Source organism: Streptomyces sp. NPDC036764 (assembly GCF_055609385.1).
The window spans coordinates 2,191,080-2,207,913 of record NZ_JBVJPT010000001.1; the positions used below are offsets into that span (position 1 = coordinate 2,191,080).

The following is a 16,834-nucleotide window of genomic DNA, read 5'->3' on the forward strand; positions in this document are numbered from 1 at the left end:
GCCCCTCAGCCCACTCCGGGCAGCGCGAGTACGGCGCAGGTGGCGGTGCCGTGCGCGAACAGCCTGCCGTCGGCGGCGCCGACGAGCCGGGCCTCGGCGGTGGCGGTCGGGAGGCCGACGTGAACCGCCCTGCCCTCGCAGCGCAGCGTGGGCGTGGTGCCCAGGCCCACCCGGACCAGCTCGATGCCCGTATGGGTGCCGGCGTCCGCGTAGCTCGTCGGGGGCTGCCAGGTGTGCGTGCGTGAGCGGGATCCGTTGGGCGATGCCTGGCGGGTCCGTGTGGCGGGCTGTGCCATGGCCTGTCTTTCCTCGGGTCGGCCCGTGCGGGGCCGTGGCCGACGGGTGGGGGCGCCGGGCGGCAGCGCAGGTCGTCGCGCTGCCGCCCGGCGGTGGGATCAGGGAAGCTTGACCGCCAGCAGGTCGACCGGCCGGATGTCCGGTGCCTCACTGAGCATGGTCCCGGCGGCCTCCGTCAGAGCCGCGGCGATCCTCCCCCTCAGGTGCCCCTGACGCCCCTCCTCGTCCTCGAAGGTGTCGAAGACGCCGAAGGTGGTCTCGCCCTGCCGGAACGCGAACCAGGTGACGGTGTGGTCCTCCTGCCGGGCCAGCTCCAGGGCGTCCCGCAGCAGGCCCTCCACCTTCTCGGCGTACTCCGGCCGGGCCTCGATCCGGGCCAGCAGTCCCAGCTTCGACATGGCGCGCTCCTGTCTGTCGTCATCGGTGATCGTGGGGAACGTGCGGTGCCGGTACCGGGCACCGGTTGTCGTCCGGACACCGAAAACGCTATGCCGCCCCACCGACCGCGCCCAGTGTCGGAAACGACGCGTCCGATATCGTTTCCGTCATGGATGTGGCGGTGCTGGCGTACGACGGCGTGTTCGACTCCGGGCTCTCCGCCCTCCTCGACGTGCTCGACGGGGCGAACGCGATGCGCGCGGAACTGCCCAAGCCCCCGCCCGCCTGGCAGGTGTCCACGATCGGCTTCCGCCGGCGGATCCGCACGGGAGCGGGGCACCTGGTCGAGACGCTCCCCGTGAGCGCCGCGAAGGATGCGGACCTGCTGCTGGTGCCCGCACTGGCCGAGCGGCGGCCCGACGCCCTGATCGCACATGTCTCAGGCCCGGACGCCGAGCCCGTACGACGTCTGGTGGCCGCGACACGTGCCCGCCGTACCCCGGTCGCGTCCGCGTGCACGGGCACGTTCCTGCTGGCCGAGTCGGGGATCCTCGACGGCCGCCGGGCCACGACGAGCTGGTGGCTCGCACCGTACTTCCGCAAGCGCTACCCGGCGGTCACGGTCGACGAGAGCCGCATGGTCACCACGTCGCAGGGGGTGACCACGGCCGGAGCGGCGTTCGGGCACGTCGACCTCGCGCTCGCGATCGTACGGATGACCAGTCCGGCCCTCGCCGATCTGGTCGCGCGCTATCTCGTCGTCGACGAACGCCCCTCGCAGGCGGCGTACACGATCTCCTCGGCGCTGGCGCAGAGCGATCCGACGCTGGCGGCGTTCGAGCGCTGGGCCCGCGTGCACCTGGACCGGCCGGTCTCGATCGCCGACGCGGCACGGGCCGTCGGCGTCAGCGAACGCACGCTCCAGCGTGCCGTGCGCCGCACGCTCGGTACCTCACCCGTCCGCTTCGTCCAGGACCTGCGCGTCGAGCAGGCCTCCCACCTGCTGCGCACCACCGATCTGCCGCTGGAGGTCATCGCCCGCAAGGTCGGCTACGAGCACCCCAACACCCTTCGCGTCCTGCTGCGCGAGCGCACCGGGGAGACGGCGAGTTCGCTGCGGGGGCGATGACCTCGTCCGCCACGTCATCGGCGGCGGCCTAGCCGTTGAAGTAGTGCCCCTTTGCCAGGTCTTCGAGCAGGCCGGGCCGGGTCGGCCGCCAGTCCAGCATCTCCCGTGTCAGGGCGCTCGACGCCGGCGAGTCGACTCCGAGGAATGTGCTCAGCCAGGTGAAGTGCCCGGCAGCGGCCTCCTGGGACACGGAGGTCACCGGCACATCGAGGTGACGGCCTATCACTTCGGCCACGTCGTGGAGCGCGATGCCCTCCTCGTCGACGCCGTGCAGCACTGATCCCGCGGGCGCCTTCTCGACCGCCAGGCGGAACAGCAGTGCTGCGTCGAGGCGGTGGACTGCAGCCCAGCGGTTGGTGCCGTCGCCGAGATAGCCCGAGACCCCCTGGGCCCGGGCGATGCCGACCAGGGTCGCCATGAACCCGATGTCCCCTTCGCCGTGGCAGGTCGGAGCCAGTCGCACCACCGACGAGCGCACGCCCCGTGAGGCGAGCGCCAGAGCCGCCGCGGCGGTGGCCGCGCGGACGGACGTCGGTGAGCCGTCGATCGTGGGCAGGTCCCGCTCGGTCGACACCTGCCCCGGCTTCATCCCGACCAGGCCGGAGGCGAGGACGAAGGGGCGGTCGCTGCCGGCCAGCGCGTCGCCGAAGGTGTCGACGGCACGGCGGTCGGCCTCCGCCGCGCCCTGGTAGTCGCCGGTGAAGGCGATGTCGTGCTTGAAGGCGAGGTGCACCACCCCGTCCGAAGCGGCGGCCGTCGTGCCCAGGACGTCGAGGTCGTCCACGGTGCCGCGGACCACCTCGGCCCCTGCGGCGGTGAGGGCGTCGGCGGACGCCGAGGAGCGGGCCAGCCCCACGACCTGGTGCCCCGCTTCGATGAGTTCGGGCACGAGGGCGGAGCCGATCCAGCCGGACGCGCCGGTCACGAAGATACGCATGGGAGAGTCCCCCAACTGTTGATGTCAGTGACTGTCATCGACGCTAACACCTGATGGCAGTCACTGTCATCACGTAGGATCTGCGCATGGGTAGATGGGAGCCGAACGCCCGCGAACGCCTGGCGACAGCGGCGTTGGAGCTCTACAGCGAGCGGGGCTACGAACAGACCACCGTGGCGGAGATCGCCAAGCGGGCGGGGCTCACCGAGCGCACCTACTTCCGGCACTACGCCGACAAGCGCGAAGTGCTGTTCGACGGCTCCGGCGGGCTCCAGGACCTGTTCGTGAACGCCGTCGCGGAGGCTCCCGCGTCCGCGGCGCCGATCGATGCGGTGGCGGCCGGGCTCGACGCCGTGGCCACCGTGTTCGTCGACCGCGGCGAACACGCCCGAAAGCGCCAGGCCGTCATCGTGGCGAACGCGGAACTCCAGGAGCGCGAACTCATCAAGCTCGCCTCACTGTCGGCCGCGCTCGCCGACGCCCTGCGCCGACGCGGCGTGCAGGAGCCGGCCGCGAGCCTGACCGCCGAAGCCGGGATCGCCGTCTTCAAGGTCGGCTTCGAGCGATGGGTCGCGGCGACCGGGGAAGGCACCCTGGCGGAGGCGATGCGCGAATCCCTGGAGCAGCTCAAGGCCCTGACGGCGGGCGGCTAACCGGCGGCTGGACGGACGACGGCACGGTCAGGACTCGTCGTGATCGGCGTCGCCGGGAGGTGACGTCGGCGTTCCGAGGCGCCGCCTGAGGAAGGGCTCCTGGGACAGTACGGCGCCCACGCTGAGGCCGACGGCGACGGCGACGCACACCACGATCAGCCAGGACAGCAGGACGAAGACCGAACCCGCGGAACCGTAGTCGGCCAGTGCCCGGTTGAGCGCGCGCGGCATGTAGAAGTGCGCGGTCACGGACAGGGCACTGACCGCGATCGCCGTGATGACGGCGCCCGGCAGGAGGGGCGACCAGCGGATGGCGCCGCCCAGCAGCAGATGCTGGGTCCACCACCACATGGCCACCTGGATGACGAAGATCACCGGAGCGCCGAACTCCGCTCCCCACCCGAACCCGTTGTGCAGCAGCCCTTGCACGATCAGCGCGCCGAGCCACAGGAGGATCCACGCCAGCCACCGCCACGGAGCGACTTTCGCCTCCGTCCGGGGCACCTGCCAGGCCCGTTTGCACAGCCGCTGCACCGCGCGGCTCACCGCGGTGGCCGACAGCAGCACCATCAACGCGCCCACCAGGCCGGTCGCCTGGAGCAGATCGTCGGACGGTGGCTGCAACGCGTGCTCCAACTGGGCCTTCGACTGCCCCGTCAGGCCGAAAACGGTGGTGACCGAGGTGATGACCTGGTCCTGCACCGCTTCCGGCGCGTACGCGCTGAGCACGAACAGCAAGGGAACGGCGGTCAGGAAGCACTGCGCCGCGATGCGGGTCGCGGAGTCGAAGACGTTCACGGACACCAGTCGGTCGACGAGTCCCGTGATCACCGGAAAGCGGGTCTCCAGGCGTGCATGGAAGGCATGCAGCCACGCCGTCGACCGCTGGGTACGCTCACGCCACCACGACGCGCGCAGCACGGACCGGATCCGCGGACGGGCGCCGGCTTCGCGTCCTGCTCGGTCGGGCCGGCTCGACGGCGTACCGGAGCCGGACCCCTCGCCCGTACCCCCGTGGTTCATCAGAGGCCGGTGCGGACGGCCCCGGGGCAGGGCGCCAGGACCCCCGCCGCCGACGGCATCCCTGCCGAACTCTCCATCGAGCCGCTCCTTCCCACCTCAAGAGTGCGCGAGGAACCCGACCACGGCACCCCCGGCCGGTAAGGGAGGGTCAGGCGTGCTCGGGGCTGCCGCCCGGCCGGTCGGAGTCCCGGTCGGGCGGCGGCTGGGCCGGCTTGCCCGGCAGGGGCACGGCACGGCCGGGCGGCAGCCTCTGGACCGTCACGAAAGCCACCACGGCCGACAGCATCACCACGGGAGTCATCGGGGCGCTCCCCATGACCAGGACGACCAGCACCGCGCTGCTCACCGGCAGCCGCAGCGCCGCGGCGGACGCGGCCGCCATGCTCGCCGCCATGCTGGCCAGCAGCGCCGGGAGCATGACGGCGAACAGTTGCGGGCCGCCCACTCCGACAGGGCGAGGCCGCTGCCGAGCGCGATCAAGGGCGCTTCGGGGCCGAGCGGGGCCCCCAGCGGCAGACTGGCGTAGGCCGCGAGCACGACCCCGGCCGGGAGGACGCGCCCTGCCCCGGAGCGTGCAGACCAGCGGCCGGGATGTGGCCGCCGGCTCCCGGCAGATGCTTGACCACGAGAGCGACCGCGACGCCGGCCACCGCCAGCAGCGGTAACGGCCACCACCAGGGAGGGGTGTCCCACCCGAGCTCCGAGGGCAGGTCGGCCCACAGCGCCTGCTCCAGTTCGTGCACCGCGGCCAGGAACCAGAACGCGGTCAGGGAGACCGGGACACCGATCCGCGCGGAGAAGACGAGCGACTTCTGGTAGGCCGGGCGCCGCAGCAGCTCACGTAACCGGTCGGCCTCTTCCGGCTGCGTATGGGCCGGCACAGCCGCAGACCCCGCGTCAGGCACGACCCCGTTCCTCCCGTGTCCGTCGCCGTCCGAGGAACAGCGGCCTCAGTCATTGCAGCACCGGGCCCGGCCTCCTGCATGTTCGCGAAGGGCCCTCCGGCCCCCTCCTCGCGTCCGCCGATTGAGCGCGTGCGGTTAATTGCGGCGTATGCATGTAGCGCGCGTATGCATCTGACCTCACGGGTACCCAGGAAGCACATCCACCCGCGCCATCCACACGCGAAAGGGGCTGCGAGGCATGCAGATCGATCTGAAGGGGCGCACCGCGCTGGTCACCGGATCCACCCAGGGCATCGGCGCGGCGATCGCCGCGGGCCTCGCCCGCGCGGGTGCCCGCGTGGGTGTGAACGGCCGCAGCCGCGAACGCGTGGAGCAGAGCGTCGCCGCACTGGCCAAGGAGGTGCCGGGCGCCGAGTGGGTGCCGGTGGCGGCGGACGTGACCACCGAGGAAGGGGCGGACCAGGTCGCCGAGATGCTCCCGGACGTGGACATCCTCGTGAACAATCTCGGCATCTTCGGCGCCGCCGACCCCTTGGAGATCAGCGACGCGGAGTGGCGCCGCTACTTCGAGGTGAACGTGCTGTCGGCCGTACGGCTGACGCGGCTGTTCCTTCCGGGCATGACCGAGCGGGGCTGGGGCCGGGTGCAGTACATCGCGAGCGACTCGGCGATCGTCACCCCGGCCGAGATGATCCACTACGGCATGTCAAAGACGGCGCTCCTCGCGGTCAGCCGGGGATTCGCCAAGCAGGCCGCAGGCACCGGGGTCACGGTGAACTCGGTCATCGCCGGGCCCACCCACACGGGCGGGGTGGAGGAGTTCGTCTACGAACTGGTGGACCGCGACCTGCCCTGGGACGAGGCCCAGCGCGCCTTCATGCGCCGGCACCGGCCGCAGAGCCTGCTGCAACGGCTGATCGAACCGGAGGAGATCGCGAACATGGTGGTCTACGTCAGCTCCGACCAGGCCTCGGCCACCACGGGTGGCGCGCTGCGGGTGGACGGCGGGTACGTCGACTCGATCCTGCCGTGACCGCCCCGGCTCAGGGAGTGCAGGTCCGGATGCCGGGAAGCTCATGGCCGTTCACGTCTCGGCAAGACGATTGGGCTGGAGCAGGAGCAGGGCGATGTCGTCGATGGGCTGGCTGGTGCGGCGCGTGTGGCGGACGAGGCTGTCGGCGAGTTGGTGCAGCGGGAGGTCGCCCGCCTCGCCGAGGTGGCGTGCGAGTTCGCCGATGGTCTGGGTGATGTCGGTGCCGGGGTCCTCGACGAGGCCGTCGGTGTAGAGGGCGAGGAGCGCCTCCGGAACCAGGGGCAGTGTGGTGACCGGGTACGAGGTGGCGCCCGCGCCGATGCCGAGCGGCGGACCCGGAGTGATGTCGACGACCTGGGCCCGGTTGTCGGGGTGCCGCAGCAACGGCGGAGGATGGCCGGCGCTGGCGAGGGACACCTCCTGGCGGGCGAGGTCGAGGTGAGCGTAGAGACAGGAGACGAAACGGCTGGTGTTGAGGTCGGCGAGGTCGCGGTCGGTGCGGATGAGGACCTCGTCGGGGGCGGCTCCGGCGGTGGCGTGGGAGTGGACGGCCATCCGGACCTGGCCCATGAGGGCGGCCGCCATCATGTCGTGCCCTTGCACGTCTCCGATGACCGCCGCCGCGGTGGTGTTGGTCAGGCGGATGAGGTCGTAGAAGTCGCCGCCGATGTTCATGCCCTGCCCGGCCGGGAAGTAGCGCGCGGCGACTTCCAGTCCGGCGACGGTGGGCAGCGCGTGTGGGAGAAGAGTTTGCTGAAGGGCCAGCGCGAGGCCGTGCTCGGCGTCGTACAGACGTGCACGGTCCAGGGCCTGGGCGATGAGACCGGCGAGCGGCGTGAGGATGGAGCGCTCGGCGACCGGGAACGGGTGCGGGTGGTTGTAGGCGAGGAGAAGACAGCCGATCGGGCGTCCGGAGCTGAGGAGCGGCAGGAACGCCCACGCCTGTTTGTCGCTGAGCTGTGGTGCCTTGGGATAGAGGCGGGTCAGCTCGTCGCGGTCGGCGAAGAACGAGGAGGCGCCGGTGGCCAGGGTGTGACCGGCGGGCGTGAGGTCGGCGTCCGTGGGCAGACCGTCGAACTGGTCGATGAGGGCGGGCTCGTAGCCGCGGTACCCGATGATCCGGATACGGCCGGCGTCGGCGGTGGACATGATCATGCCGTGGGCGCCGAAGGCGGGCAGGATCTGGTTGCCGACCAGATCGACGACGTCCTGGACGCCGATGGTTTCCGTCAGTGCGGCGGCCAGGCCCATCAGGAGATGGATACGGCTGTCCGGCGGAGCGCCGGTGGAGGCGGGCCGAGTGCCGATGGGCCTGGACGAGTGGTCGGGCGTCACCAGGATGCTGGTCCCGGAGTCGTCCGTGTGGAGCCGCAGGTCGAGCCATTGGTCCGGTGGGCGCAGGACCGTCAGACCGAGAGCCTCACGGCTGCTCATCGCGACGCGGTACGCGTCCATGTAGGCGATGTTGTCGAGCCATGGCAGTGACATCCACGGCTCGGTTCCCAGCAGTTGTTCCACAGGGCTGCCCAGCAGACTCGCGGCAGCGGTGTTGACGTAGGTGACACGCCCCGCGGGATCGAGGGAGAGGGTGCCGACGGGAAGGCGTTCGACCAGGGTGGCCGCCTCGTGCGCGGACTGCGCGCTCGTATCCCTGTCGTGGGGACGGACGAAACGAGGACGGTCCGGAATGTCGGGAGGGGCGGGGGCCGAGTTCAGCACCCGGGAGATCCGCCGCGCGGCGGAGGCCATGCGCCCGCGCTCACGAGGGCTGAGACGGGGGGACCGGTCGGGGGCCCACAACAGCAACATCGTGCCCCGGCAGTGCCGCACCCCTCTGAGGGGGACGAGCGCGAACGCCACCTCATAGGGGAGGCTCGCCGCGACGCGCGGGTAGCAGCGCGACAACTCCTCCAGGGAACTCACCCAGACGATGCGCTCGGTGCGCACCGAATCCTGGGCGGGGCCGTGGGCGGCATACGCGGTACGCCACCAGGGGGTGAAGGCGTCGATCGGTATGCCGCACAGCGCGATCAGCCCCAGCACTTCCTCGGCCGGGTCCAGTACGTAGACGCCTCCGTACCGGGCACCGGTGCGGTGCACAGCCGCTGCCAAGGCCTCACCGAGCGGATCAGTTGCACCTGGCGTCTCACCGGCCCCGGTCATGCGGCGCAAAACCTAACGCCCATATCAAGAACGCTAAGCCCGAGAGGGGGGTAAGGCATGTGGATCAGGCGTGGGGAGGTGCGGGACGACGGCGCTCTCGCCGACTGTCATGCCCCCTCTGCCGTGAGCCGGCCGATGGCTCGGATGACCTGGCGCCGGCTGGCCAGGCGGCGGGCGAGGAAGGCCATCGTCCGGTTCAGGCGTCCCGCGATGACGCTGGGCGGCGGGTTTCTGCGGTCCAGGGCGGCCAGTGCGGTGCGGACGACGTCGACGGGTGAGGCGAGCCGGTTTCCTCCGGCGGCCCGCATGGTGCCCACGACGTCGAAGAACTCGGTCCGGGTGGCGCCGGGGGAGAGGGCCAGCACCCGCAGGCCGGAACCGCGCGACTCCTCCCACAGCGCCTCGGTGAGGCTCAGCACGAACGCCTTCGTCGCTCCGTAGAGAGCCATGCGCGGGTTGGGCTGGTACGCCGCCATGCTCGCCACATTGACCAGCACCCCGCGCCCGGCCGTACGCAGCGGCTCGATGAAGGCGCGGCTGATGTCGGCCACCGCGGTCACATCGACGGCGATCTCCTTGCGCAGCCGTACCGGATCCGCCTGGTGGAAGGAGCCGAACGTGGCGAACCCGGCGTTGTTGATCACGCTGGTGACGTGCAGGCCGAGTTGCTCGACCCGCGCCGCCAGCGCCTGCCCGGGGTTGTCCGTGGCGAGGTCCATCTCCACGACATGGACCTGGACCCCGTGGTCCGCGCGCAGTTCGGCGGCCACCTCCTCCAAGTGGTCCTTGCGGCGGGCGACCAGCACCAGGTCGGAGCCCCGAGCGGCGAGCTGACGCGCGAACTCGGCGCCAAGGCCGGCACTGGCGCCGGTGATCAATGTGGTCTGTCCGCGGTAGTCGACGGCTGCCATCGCATGTCCTTCTTTCAGTCGATGCCTACCTGGCAGTTAATGCCAGGTAGGCGGTCGCTGTCCAGAAGGGGTAGCCTGACGCCCATGACGACCTTGTGGGACCGCTCACGGCAGGTCGCCGTCGAGGCGATCCTGGACACCGCGGTCCGCCTGTTCACCGAGCAGGGCTACGAGCAGACGACCATCGCCCAGATCGCGCGGGAGGCGGGGATCTCGCAGCGCTCCCTGTTCCGCTACTTCGGCACCAAGGAGGACCTGGTCTGCGGCGACCAGGACGCCCTTGGCGAATTGCTGAGGCAGACCGTCGAACAGCAGCCGGCCGACGCCTCCGCCTGGGATGCCCTGCGCGCCGGATTCGAGGTCGTCCTGACCGTCAACCACACACCCGAGCGGGTCCTGGAGCTGTCGCGCCTCATCTTCGACACGCCGTCGCTGCACGCCCGGTACATCGAGAAGCGGCTGCGCTGGCAGGCCGAACTGGTCCCGGTCGTCCAGGCGCGGTTCACCTCCGGCGCCGGTGGCGGTGCCCTTCCCGGTCCCGCTACGGACCCGCGGGCCAAGGCGATCGTCGCGGCGGTCTTCGCCTGCGTCGACACGGCAACCGAGCTCTGGGTCAAGGGGGACGGTCAGCTCGACCTGGCCGACCTCTACGACCAGTGCCTCGCGGCGGTGCGGGGCACGGACTGAGGCAGAGCTGACCTGATCACGCCGGAGGGGGCGAGAGCGCCGAACCCTGGACACCATTTGTGATGATCCGGCTACCTTGTGGAGTCGTCGGTGTCAGGTGAGGAGAAGCGTATGGACTCGGGCAGGCGTCAGTTCCTCGGCAGGTGCGGAGCCGTGCTGACAGGCGCCGCGGCGCCCTTGGCCCTCCCGCAGCACATGCTCCAACAGGGTCATGCCCGCCCGTACCCGGACGCCGAGGCGAGCGGCGTGGCGGACCGGCGGGCAGGCGCCGGCCATGAGCGGTTCATGTGGCTGGCCATCGAGCAGGCCCGCAGGAACCCCGAGTGGCCGTTCGGCGCGGTCATCGTCCATGCCCGCACCGGCGAGATCCTGGGGAGCGGGGTCAACACCGGGGCGGACAGCCCGCTGCTGCACGGCGAGGTGGTCGCCATGAACGACTACGTGCGCCGGCAGGGCAACCAGGGCTGGGCCGACACCACCCTCTACACGACGGGCGAGCCCTGCTCGATGTGCATGAGCGCGATGGCGTGGGCGAACCTGCGGCGCGTCGTCTGGGCCAGCTCGATCGACGAGATCCGTGGGACCGGGATCATCCAGATCGACCTGACCGCACGCCAGGTGGCCGACTCGGCGAGCTCCTTCTACACCCCTCGGCTACTCCTGGGCGGTGTCCTCGCGAACGTAACCAACCGCCTCTTCGAGGAGGCCCAGCGGCTGCGCGAGAACCTTCCGGACGCGCCGGGAGTGAGGTACGGGTAGGCGTGCCCGCCGCTTCGTACGGATAGTTATGCTCGGCCGGGACAGGCGACGGGCGCGACCGCGGCTCCCGACTCCTCGGACGCGCGGATGTCCGTCGAGCCCTGGCAGAGCACGACTTCGCAGCCGCATTCGCCCTGATCTCCTCGTCCTCCCCCCCATCAGTCCGCCGACCGGCAAGCCTACGAAGCCGCCAACGCCGTCCTCATCGAACGCGCCGACCGCCTCGTCGCCGTATGGAATGGCGAACCACCCACCGGTAAGGACGGCGGCACCGCCGACACCGTCCTCGAAGCGCAAGCGGCCGGTATCCCCGTAGACGTGGTCTGGCCGGAGGGGGGCAGCTCGCAACGGCTGAGCAATGTCCACACTGCGCCTGCACCAGCCCTCTCGCCGTAGGAGTTCGGTTCTCCTCGGATGCCGGTAACGATCTCTGTGCCAGAACTTGCCCGCGACTGAGCCGGCAGACCGGGTCGGTCGATGGGGCACGGGGCATGGGTTCGGTCCGCGTCGTCGGATCGCCAGTTGTCCGTTGACAGCGAAGCCAGTCGGGAGCGAGGTGCTGACCTGCGCGCCGCGTCACGCGACGCGCTCCTGACCAGCGGCTCTCAGTCGATCTCGGCCGGTCCCGGTGGCGGGACTGTACATCCGTACCCCGACTGGGAATTCGTCGACCTCGGGGATGTCCGCCGGTTGGCGGCGGCCGGTGAGTTGTCCGGTGAGGGCGCGGACGCCGTCCGTCAAGCGATGAAGGGTTTCCGGGGAAGCGGTGGTGCGGACGGTGGCGTCGACGAGCAGTCGCAGTTCGTGGCCGCGGGCGGCGATCGTGTCCCGTTGACGTTCCAGGTCCTGGGCTGCCGGATCGTGCGGGACGGTGTTCGGGGTAGTGAGGGGCGGGGTCATCAGGTGTCTCTGTGGGCGGTCGCGGTGCGCGATGTGGTGGTCAGTGTGCAGTCGGGGGCGGCTCCCGCCTCGGCCGTCCCGTCGGACGGTAGTCGGCGTCGTCCACCGCCGCGTAACCCCAGTCGCCGGCGTCGTCGAACTCGCACTTTCCGCTGCCCGTGCAGTAGTCCTTGGCCTTGAGGTAGTCGACTTGGCCATGGTCCGGAACGGGTCTTGAACGGCACCCAGGCTGAAAGCAGGCCATGCCGTGGCAAAGACGCGATGGTTACGACCGGACGAACGGGGCCGTTCTCCTGCAGCCGGCGGACCGGACGACTGGTGCGAAACGGGCTGGGGGTGTTCGGGTGTGGGGATGTGCGGGTGTTCGCAAGGGTGAAGGACGCGCGACCATCCGGGCCCGGTCCGCGTGGCGCGCGTCGGAGCCGCGGCGCGTGTGGTGTGCCCTGAGGTGACAGGACGGCTCACCCGTGAAGGAGACACACGGCATGCTCGGACAGTCGCAGGCCTTCAGCGGCTTCTCGGTCGACGACCTCGACGAGGCGCGCCGGTTCTACGGTGAGACCCTCGGGCTCCAGGTCGAGGAGACCGGTGAGGGGGACATGCGCATGCTGACCCTCAGGCTCGGCGGCGGCGCGCAGGTCTTCGTCTACCCCAAGGCGACGCACACCCCCGCGACCTTCACGATCCTCAACTTCCCGGTGGACGACATCGAGGCCGCCGTCGACGAACTGCAGCGGCGAGGCGTGAGCCTGACGCGCTACCCCGGATTCGACCACGACGAGAAGGGCATCGTCCGAGTCGGCAACGGCGGCCCCGCGGCGATCGCCTGGTTCACCGACCCCGCCGGAAACGTCCTCTCCGTGCTCCAGGAACACTGACCGGCCGGCCCCGGCCTGCCACCCTTGGTGCCCTGTTCGTCCCGGCTCGAGCAACCTCCGAGAGCGCCGAGCGGTCTTGCCAGATGCCGTCGCCCGGCGCAGTGCCCCCTGCCGATGCGGCGGCATGACGCACAGGACGCCTTGCCGAACGGCTGAGCGAGGGTGGTTATGACGGGTCTGAACACCGTGGTGACATGGGTTGACGCACGCGAGAGGCTGCCTCGGAGCGGTACACCGGTGGCGGCGGCGATCACCGGCCGGTATCCCGCCGAGGGCGCCACTGAACCCGATCCGGCGACGGGGGAGGAGTTCTGGCTGGTGAGGCCGATGGTCTTCACGTCGCTGCACTGGAGCGAGGACGGCGCGGAGCACAGGGACTGCTTCGTCGACTCCGACGGGGTCGTCCGGCTGCCGTACGGCCTGACCGGTGAGGAAACCGTGACCCACTGGGCCGAACTACCCACCCTGCCGACGGGCAAGACCCACGTCGTACTCGGGCAGGACGTGCAGTCGGCTCTCCAGCACGCGTGGAGCGCTCGTCCCCTCACCTGACCACCGGAAAGCCCCGTACGTCGGACGTGGTGCCCGGCTTCCTCGCCGGGCACCACATCCGACATACGAGGCTGCGCCCGGCCGTGTCAGTGCGGCAACGGTGCCGCCTTGGCCGTCGGCGTACGGCGGGTGTTGCTGCGGTAGGTGGAGATGCCGAGGGCGAGCAGCCAGTAGCTGAGGATCGCGCCCATGAGCGCGGTGGTGCCCCAGCCGTTCGCCGCGTAGAAGTTCGCCGGGTTGTTGCCGAAGAACAAGGACGGCACGAAGAGGAGATTGACACCGGCCAGGGCATAGGCGGAGCGACCGGTCCAGCGGGGCAGCAGGTTCGTACGGGAGATGGCACAACCCACCGAGGCCAGGAACAGGGCCAGCAGCAGACGTCCGATGGATCCGTAGAGGATGTAGGTCCCGCTGACGGTGATGGTCGGATCGATGGAATGGTCGGCGGCGATGACCGCACCGGCTTCCAGCCCGCTGGAGACCAGGGTGACCGCGGCGTAGACAAGGCCGCTGGCGAAGGCCATCGAACCCACCCACTCGTAGGCGGGGTTCACGCGCCTGACGAGCTCGCGGAAGGCCGTCACGAACACGATCAGGAACGCCAGTGCGACGATTGCGATCAGCAGCCTGGCGAGGACGTTGGAGTCCGGCGGCGGACCGGAGTAGATGAAGTACAGCGGTACCTCGATGATCAGCGCCGCCGCGGTACCGATGCCGGCAAGGCCCGTCAGCCGCCTGGCGAAGGTCTCGTTCATTGGGGGTCCCCCGAAGGTCCGTTGGTGGATTCCTTGTCGGTCCGTTTCCGACGAAAAGAATCCTGCCGCCCGCGACACGGCCCGTCCCTGGGCCTGGACACCGGATGCAGGGGTGGCCCTGTCGACACCTCCGACGGTGTCGGCAGCGACCGCCGGTGACGCTCGTCATCGACGCGCGTGCCCGGGCTCACCTCCTGGGCATGCATTCGGGCAGGGTGAGGGCCGAGTGGGCCGGTCGTCCCTGCGCGGACGGCATGGCGCTGAGGCTGCGCAGCATGTCGTTGCGCTGCTCCAGGGCCCGAGCGGTGGTCGGGAAGAGTGCGGCGTCGCCCTCGCCGACCTGTTCCTGGTTCACGGTCACGAAGTCACGGGTGGAGTGTTCGTAGGCGGCGAGGCCCGCGGTGTGGTCCCGGTCGGCCAGGGAAACGGCGAGCATGTACGCGCCGACGAGCGCGAGGCTGGAGCCCTGCCCGGTGAGGAACGAGGGTGCGTACGCGGCGTCGCCCACCAGCGCGACCCTGCCGCTGGACCACCGGGGCATGCGGATCTGGCTGACCCCGTCGAAGAACAGGTCATCCGCCTCGCGCATGGCGGCAAGCATGCCCGGGACCTCCCATCCCGCATCGGCGAAGACCTCGGCGACCAGATCCCGTTGGGCCTCCGGGTTGCGGAACGCGTCGAACGGCGGCTCCGGTCGGGCGAAGTTGAGGAACGCGTGCACGTCGTCGTTGTCCCCCACGGCGTAGAGAGCCGCGGCCCGGCCCGGGGCGTTCCACATCACCGTCTCGAGGGAGAGCCCGAAGGTGTTGCGCATGGTGAATCCGGCGAAGCAGTAGCCGAGATACCGGTGGAACTGCTTTTCGGCGCCGAACAGGAGCTGGCGGGTACGTGAGTGCAGACCGTCCGCACCGAACACCATGTCGTACGTACGCCTGCCGCCCCCGTGGAAGGTGACATCGACCCCGTGGCCGGACGACTGGTCGAGGGTGTCGATGGAGTCGTCGAACAGGAACTCCACGTCGTCACGGACCGCGGTGTGCAGAGCGTCGGTCAGATCTCCGCGCCGCACCTCCAGGTCCCGTCCCGCGACACCGCCGGTGAGGGCGTGCGGGTTGACCGAGGCCACCTCGCCGCCGTCCCCGTCGAGGAAGGTCAGCCGGCGCAGGTCGATGTGCGCGTCCTGCAGTCGCGGCAGGATGCCCATCCTCCGGACGACCTCGAGTGCCGTGCCGCGTACGTCGATGGGGTAGCCACCGTCACGGAGCGAGCCCGCTTTCTCGACCACCGTGACCGCGAATCCGTAGCGGTTCAGCCAGAACGCGAGGGCGGTCCCCGCGATGCCGGCCCCGGATATCAGGACCCTGCGCCTCGGCTCGGTACGGGTGTCCCTCAACTGATCGGCGTGGGTCATGACTTGACTCCTTTGCTCATGGTGCGGGCGACCAGCAGGGACAGCGCGGTGACGAGGCCCGCGATGACGAAGCCGGTGACGAAGGCCGATTCGGCCGGGACATCCGACCCGGCAGGGGTGCCGGCGGTGAGGATCGCGCCACTGATCTGCACACCCACGGCGAAGCCGACCACGCGAGTCACCAGGACCAGGCTGGTCGCGATGCCGGTGTCGCTCTGCTCGACGGAGGTGGCGGTGCTGGTCACCATCGCCGTGACGCACAGGCCGTTGGCCAGCGAGATCAGCGCCTTGCCGACGACGAGGTGCCAGACCTTGGTGTGTACGGCCGCGAGGGCGATCAGGGCGGTGGCCAGAATGACGATCCCGGCGGTGACCACGGCACGCGAGCCGAGACGCCGCGCCCCGATTCCGCTGATCGGTCCGGCCAGCGACGCGGCCACGGCGCCGGGCAGCAGGAACAAGCCGATCTCGGTGGCGCTCGCCCCGAAGCCGTATGCGTCGGCGGGCACCGCGAACAACTGCGGGACGAGGAAGACCGGTACCGAGGTACCGAGGCAGATCACGAAGGTCAGCACGCACGACTTCCACACCGCGGGCCGTGCCAGCATGCGCAGATCGACCATCGGCGAGGCCGCACGGCGCTCGACGGCCGTCCATCCGATCACGAAGGCGGCCAGAAGCACGAGGAGGCCGCCGAGCACGAGTGGCTGCGACCCGAGGTCGGGCGCCAGCGCGAGCACGAGCATGAGCGTGATGATCGTCCCGCTCAAGAGAACCAGGCCGGGCCAGTCGACTCCGGCGCCGTCCGACCGGCCCGGCGGATCGTGCGGCATCAGGCTGTTCACCAGGATGGCGGCCCCGATGACCGCGATCGTCGGCAGGGCGAACATCCAGTGCCTGGACAGAGCTTCGGCCACGGGTCCGGCGGACAGCGTTCCCGCCATCCCGCCGCCCACGAACAACCCGCTGACCACCCCGATGGCCACCTTCGACTCGCCCGCGGGGAGGTTCTTGCGCACCAGGATGAACGACAGGGGCAGCGCGCCGACCATCGCCCCCTGCAGTACCTGACCGACCAGCAGCACCGGCAGGTTCGGCGCCAGGGCGGACACCAGACCGCCGGCCGAGACCACCGCCATCAGCCGGATCAGGACCCGTTTTCCGCCGTAGCGGTCGCCTAACTTGCCTGCGACCGGTGTGACGAGCGCGCCGGTGATGAGGAGCACGATGCTGAGTAGCCCCCCTTCGGCGGGACTCATGTCCAGCTCGCGTTGCAGAAGCGGAAGCGTCGGCGTCACCACCGACTCCAGGGCACCGGTGGCGACCGCCAGCATGCCGAGCGCCGCGACAGCGGCCTTACCGATGCGGACCGGGGGAGCCAGAGTTGCGGTCATGGACGTCCTTTCCGTCGGTGCCGGGCGAGTTAGGGGACGGTCGTACGCGTAGCGCTGCCGCAGTGCCGG

The 16,834-nt window shown here is 70.4% G+C and carries 20 protein-coding genes and 1 pseudogene; 9 read left to right on the forward strand and 12 right to left on the reverse strand.

Annotated elements, in window-relative coordinates:
• Positions 1 to 5: 5 nt before the first annotated feature.
• Entirely contained in the window at positions 6 to 296 is a 291-nt protein-coding gene (locus ACZ69Q_RS08910) for a hypothetical protein (protein WP_471038703.1), read from the reverse strand.
• Positions 297 to 395: 99 nt separating this feature from the next.
• A complete protein-coding gene (locus tag ACZ69Q_RS08915; RefSeq protein ID WP_471038704.1) occupies positions 396 to 695 on the reverse strand; it encodes a putative quinol monooxygenase in 300 nt (99 codons plus the stop codon).
• 149 nt (positions 696 to 844) lie between these two features.
• Here ACZ69Q_RS08915 and ACZ69Q_RS08920 point away from each other — a divergent pair, with 149 nt between their 5' ends.
• Entirely contained in the window at positions 845 to 1,804 is a 960-nt protein-coding gene (locus ACZ69Q_RS08920) for a GlxA family transcriptional regulator (protein WP_471038706.1), read from the forward strand.
• Between the two features lie 28 nt (positions 1,805 to 1,832).
• Here ACZ69Q_RS08920 and ACZ69Q_RS08925 read toward each other — a convergent pair whose 3' ends face one another.
• Positions 1,833 to 2,741, reverse strand: coding sequence for an SDR family oxidoreductase (locus ACZ69Q_RS08925; protein WP_471038708.1), 909 nt, complete (start codon positions 2,739 to 2,741; stop codon positions 1,833 to 1,835).
• Positions 2,742 to 2,827: 86 nt separating this feature from the next.
• On the opposite strand from ACZ69Q_RS08925, the gene ACZ69Q_RS08930 reads away from it, so the two are divergent.
• The gene (locus ACZ69Q_RS08930; RefSeq protein WP_471038710.1) at positions 2,828 to 3,394 is read left to right on the forward strand and encodes a TetR/AcrR family transcriptional regulator; all 567 of its coding nucleotides are present in this window, start codon (positions 2,828 to 2,830) and stop codon (positions 3,392 to 3,394) included.
• 27 nt (positions 3,395 to 3,421) lie between these two features.
• Here ACZ69Q_RS08930 and ACZ69Q_RS08935 read toward each other — a convergent pair whose 3' ends face one another.
• On the reverse strand, positions 3,422 to 4,315 hold the full coding sequence (locus ACZ69Q_RS08935; protein ID WP_471038715.1) for a YhjD/YihY/BrkB family envelope integrity protein: 894 nt from the start codon (positions 4,313 to 4,315) through the stop codon (positions 3,422 to 3,424).
• 111 nt (positions 4,316 to 4,426) lie between these two features.
• Between ACZ69Q_RS08935 and ACZ69Q_RS08940 the strand changes: the two genes are divergently transcribed.
• The gene (locus tag ACZ69Q_RS08940; RefSeq protein ID WP_471038719.1) at positions 4,427 to 4,558 is read left to right on the forward strand and encodes a hypothetical protein; all 132 of its coding nucleotides are present in this window, start codon (positions 4,427 to 4,429) and stop codon (positions 4,556 to 4,558) included.
• Positions 4,559 to 4,565: 7 nt separating this feature from the next.
• On the opposite strand, the gene ACZ69Q_RS08945 is transcribed toward ACZ69Q_RS08940, so the two are convergent.
• Both ACZ69Q_RS08945 and ACZ69Q_RS08950 read right to left on the reverse strand, forming a co-directional pair.
• Positions 4,566 to 4,862, reverse strand: coding sequence for a hypothetical protein (locus ACZ69Q_RS08945; protein ID WP_471038722.1), 297 nt, complete (start codon positions 4,860 to 4,862; stop codon positions 4,566 to 4,568).
• A 31-nt stretch (positions 4,863 to 4,893) separates the two neighbouring features.
• Positions 4,894 to 5,322 carry a hypothetical protein gene (locus ACZ69Q_RS08950; protein WP_471038727.1) on the reverse strand — a complete coding sequence of 143 codons (429 nt, stop codon included), beginning with the start codon at positions 5,320 to 5,322 and terminating at the stop codon, positions 4,894 to 4,896.
• 238 nt (positions 5,323 to 5,560) lie between these two features.
• On the opposite strand from ACZ69Q_RS08950, the gene ACZ69Q_RS08955 reads away from it, so the two are divergent.
• Positions 5,561 to 6,355, forward strand: a complete 795-nt coding sequence (locus tag ACZ69Q_RS08955) for an SDR family NAD(P)-dependent oxidoreductase (RefSeq protein WP_471038730.1) — start codon at positions 5,561 to 5,563, stop codon at positions 6,353 to 6,355.
• 51 nt (positions 6,356 to 6,406) lie between these two features.
• On the opposite strand, the gene ACZ69Q_RS08960 is transcribed toward ACZ69Q_RS08955, so the two are convergent.
• Positions 6,407 to 8,518, reverse strand: coding sequence for a SpoIIE family protein phosphatase (locus ACZ69Q_RS08960; RefSeq protein WP_471038731.1), 2,112 nt, complete (start codon positions 8,516 to 8,518; stop codon positions 6,407 to 6,409).
• A gap of 107 nt (positions 8,519 to 8,625) precedes the next feature.
• The gene (locus ACZ69Q_RS08965; RefSeq protein ID WP_471038734.1) at positions 8,626 to 9,429 is read right to left on the reverse strand and encodes an SDR family NAD(P)-dependent oxidoreductase; all 804 of its coding nucleotides are present in this window, start codon (positions 9,427 to 9,429) and stop codon (positions 8,626 to 8,628) included.
• Between the two features lie 84 nt (positions 9,430 to 9,513).
• Between ACZ69Q_RS08965 and ACZ69Q_RS08970 the strand changes: the two genes are divergently transcribed.
• From ACZ69Q_RS08970 to ACZ69Q_RS08980, 3 genes and pseudogenes are all read left to right on the forward strand, one after another.
• Positions 9,514 to 10,116: a TetR/AcrR family transcriptional regulator gene (locus ACZ69Q_RS08970; protein WP_471038735.1), complete on the forward strand. Its 603-nt coding sequence runs from the start codon at positions 9,514 to 9,516 to the stop codon at positions 10,114 to 10,116.
• A 111-nt stretch (positions 10,117 to 10,227) separates the two neighbouring features.
• Entirely contained in the window at positions 10,228 to 10,875 is a 648-nt protein-coding gene (locus ACZ69Q_RS08975) for a nucleoside deaminase (protein WP_471038738.1), read from the forward strand.
• 153 nt (positions 10,876 to 11,028) lie between these two features.
• Positions 11,029 to 11,271 (forward strand): annotated as a pseudogene (locus ACZ69Q_RS08980) (hypothetical protein); the annotation flags it as partial.
• Positions 11,272 to 11,451: 180 nt separating this feature from the next.
• On the opposite strand, the gene ACZ69Q_RS08985 reads toward ACZ69Q_RS08980, so the two are convergent.
• Positions 11,452 to 11,775, reverse strand: a complete 324-nt coding sequence (locus ACZ69Q_RS08985; RefSeq protein WP_471038740.1) for a hypothetical protein — start codon at positions 11,773 to 11,775, stop codon at positions 11,452 to 11,454.
• 485 nt (positions 11,776 to 12,260) lie between these two features.
• On the opposite strand from ACZ69Q_RS08985, the gene ACZ69Q_RS08990 reads away from it, so the two are divergent.
• Together ACZ69Q_RS08990 and ACZ69Q_RS08995 are read left to right on the forward strand one after the other, a co-directional pair.
• A complete protein-coding gene (locus ACZ69Q_RS08990) occupies positions 12,261 to 12,653 on the forward strand; it encodes a VOC family protein (protein ID WP_471038742.1) in 393 nt (130 codons plus the stop codon).
• A 168-nt stretch (positions 12,654 to 12,821) separates the two neighbouring features.
• A complete protein-coding gene (locus ACZ69Q_RS08995) occupies positions 12,822 to 13,205 on the forward strand; it encodes an AQJ64_40280 family protein (RefSeq protein WP_471038744.1) in 384 nt (127 codons plus the stop codon).
• An 86-nt stretch (positions 13,206 to 13,291) separates the two neighbouring features.
• Here the strand turns inward: ACZ69Q_RS08995 and ACZ69Q_RS09000 are convergent, their stop codons facing one another.
• The 3 genes from ACZ69Q_RS09000 to ACZ69Q_RS09010 form a co-directional block, all read right to left on the reverse strand.
• Positions 13,292 to 13,960: a hypothetical protein gene (locus ACZ69Q_RS09000; RefSeq protein WP_471038748.1), complete on the reverse strand. Its 669-nt coding sequence runs from the start codon at positions 13,958 to 13,960 to the stop codon at positions 13,292 to 13,294.
• 187 nt (positions 13,961 to 14,147) lie between these two features.
• Positions 14,148 to 15,371 carry an FAD-dependent monooxygenase gene (locus tag ACZ69Q_RS09005; RefSeq protein WP_471038754.1) on the reverse strand — a complete coding sequence of 408 codons (1,224 nt, stop codon included), beginning with the start codon at positions 15,369 to 15,371 and terminating at the stop codon, positions 14,148 to 14,150.
• Entirely contained in the window at positions 15,368 to 16,765 is a 1,398-nt protein-coding gene (locus tag ACZ69Q_RS09010; RefSeq protein ID WP_471038757.1) for an MFS transporter, read from the reverse strand. Before ACZ69Q_RS09010 ends, ACZ69Q_RS09005 begins: the two co-directional genes overlap by 4 nt.
• Between the last annotated feature and the right edge of the window lie 69 nt (positions 16,766 to 16,834).

Excerpts from the sequence above, each read along its gene's own strand:
- ACZ69Q_RS08965 (WP_471038734.1), bottom strand. The coding sequence starts at position 9,429 with ATGGCAGCCGTCGACTACCGCGGACAGACCACATTGATCACCGGCGCC.
- ACZ69Q_RS08960 (WP_471038731.1), bottom strand. The coding sequence starts at position 8,518 with ATGACCGGGGCCGGTGAGACGCCAGGTGCAACTGATCCGCTCGGTGAG.
- ACZ69Q_RS08995 (WP_471038744.1), top strand. The coding sequence starts at position 12,822 with ATGACGGGTCTGAACACCGTGGTGACATGGGTTGACGCACGCGAGAGG.
- ACZ69Q_RS08920 (WP_471038706.1), top strand. The coding sequence starts at position 845 with ATGGATGTGGCGGTGCTGGCGTACGACGGCGTGTTCGACTCCGGGCTC.
- ACZ69Q_RS08990 (WP_471038742.1), top strand. The coding sequence starts at position 12,261 with ATGCTCGGACAGTCGCAGGCCTTCAGCGGCTTCTCGGTCGACGACCTC.
- ACZ69Q_RS08985 (WP_471038740.1), bottom strand. The coding sequence starts at position 11,775 with ATGACCCCGCCCCTCACTACCCCGAACACCGTCCCGCACGATCCGGCA.
- ACZ69Q_RS08915 (WP_471038704.1), bottom strand. The coding sequence starts at position 695 with ATGTCGAAGCTGGGACTGCTGGCCCGGATCGAGGCCCGGCCGGAGTAC.
- ACZ69Q_RS08910 (WP_471038703.1), bottom strand. The coding sequence starts at position 296 with ATGGCACAGCCCGCCACACGGACCCGCCAGGCATCGCCCAACGGATCC.
- ACZ69Q_RS09005 (WP_471038754.1), bottom strand. The coding sequence starts at position 15,371 with ATGACCCACGCCGATCAGTTGAGGGACACCCGTACCGAGCCGAGGCGC.
- ACZ69Q_RS08975 (WP_471038738.1), top strand. The coding sequence starts at position 10,228 with ATGGACTCGGGCAGGCGTCAGTTCCTCGGCAGGTGCGGAGCCGTGCTG.
- ACZ69Q_RS08970 (WP_471038735.1), top strand. The coding sequence starts at position 9,514 with ATGACGACCTTGTGGGACCGCTCACGGCAGGTCGCCGTCGAGGCGATC.
- ACZ69Q_RS09000 (WP_471038748.1), bottom strand. The coding sequence starts at position 13,960 with ATGAACGAGACCTTCGCCAGGCGGCTGACGGGCCTTGCCGGCATCGGT.
- ACZ69Q_RS08930 (WP_471038710.1), top strand. The coding sequence starts at position 2,828 with ATGGGTAGATGGGAGCCGAACGCCCGCGAACGCCTGGCGACAGCGGCG.
- ACZ69Q_RS09010 (WP_471038757.1), bottom strand. The coding sequence starts at position 16,765 with ATGACCGCAACTCTGGCTCCCCCGGTCCGCATCGGTAAGGCCGCTGTC.
- ACZ69Q_RS08925 (WP_471038708.1), bottom strand. The coding sequence starts at position 2,741 with ATGCGTATCTTCGTGACCGGCGCGTCCGGCTGGATCGGCTCCGCCCTC.
- ACZ69Q_RS08955 (WP_471038730.1), top strand. The coding sequence starts at position 5,561 with ATGCAGATCGATCTGAAGGGGCGCACCGCGCTGGTCACCGGATCCACC.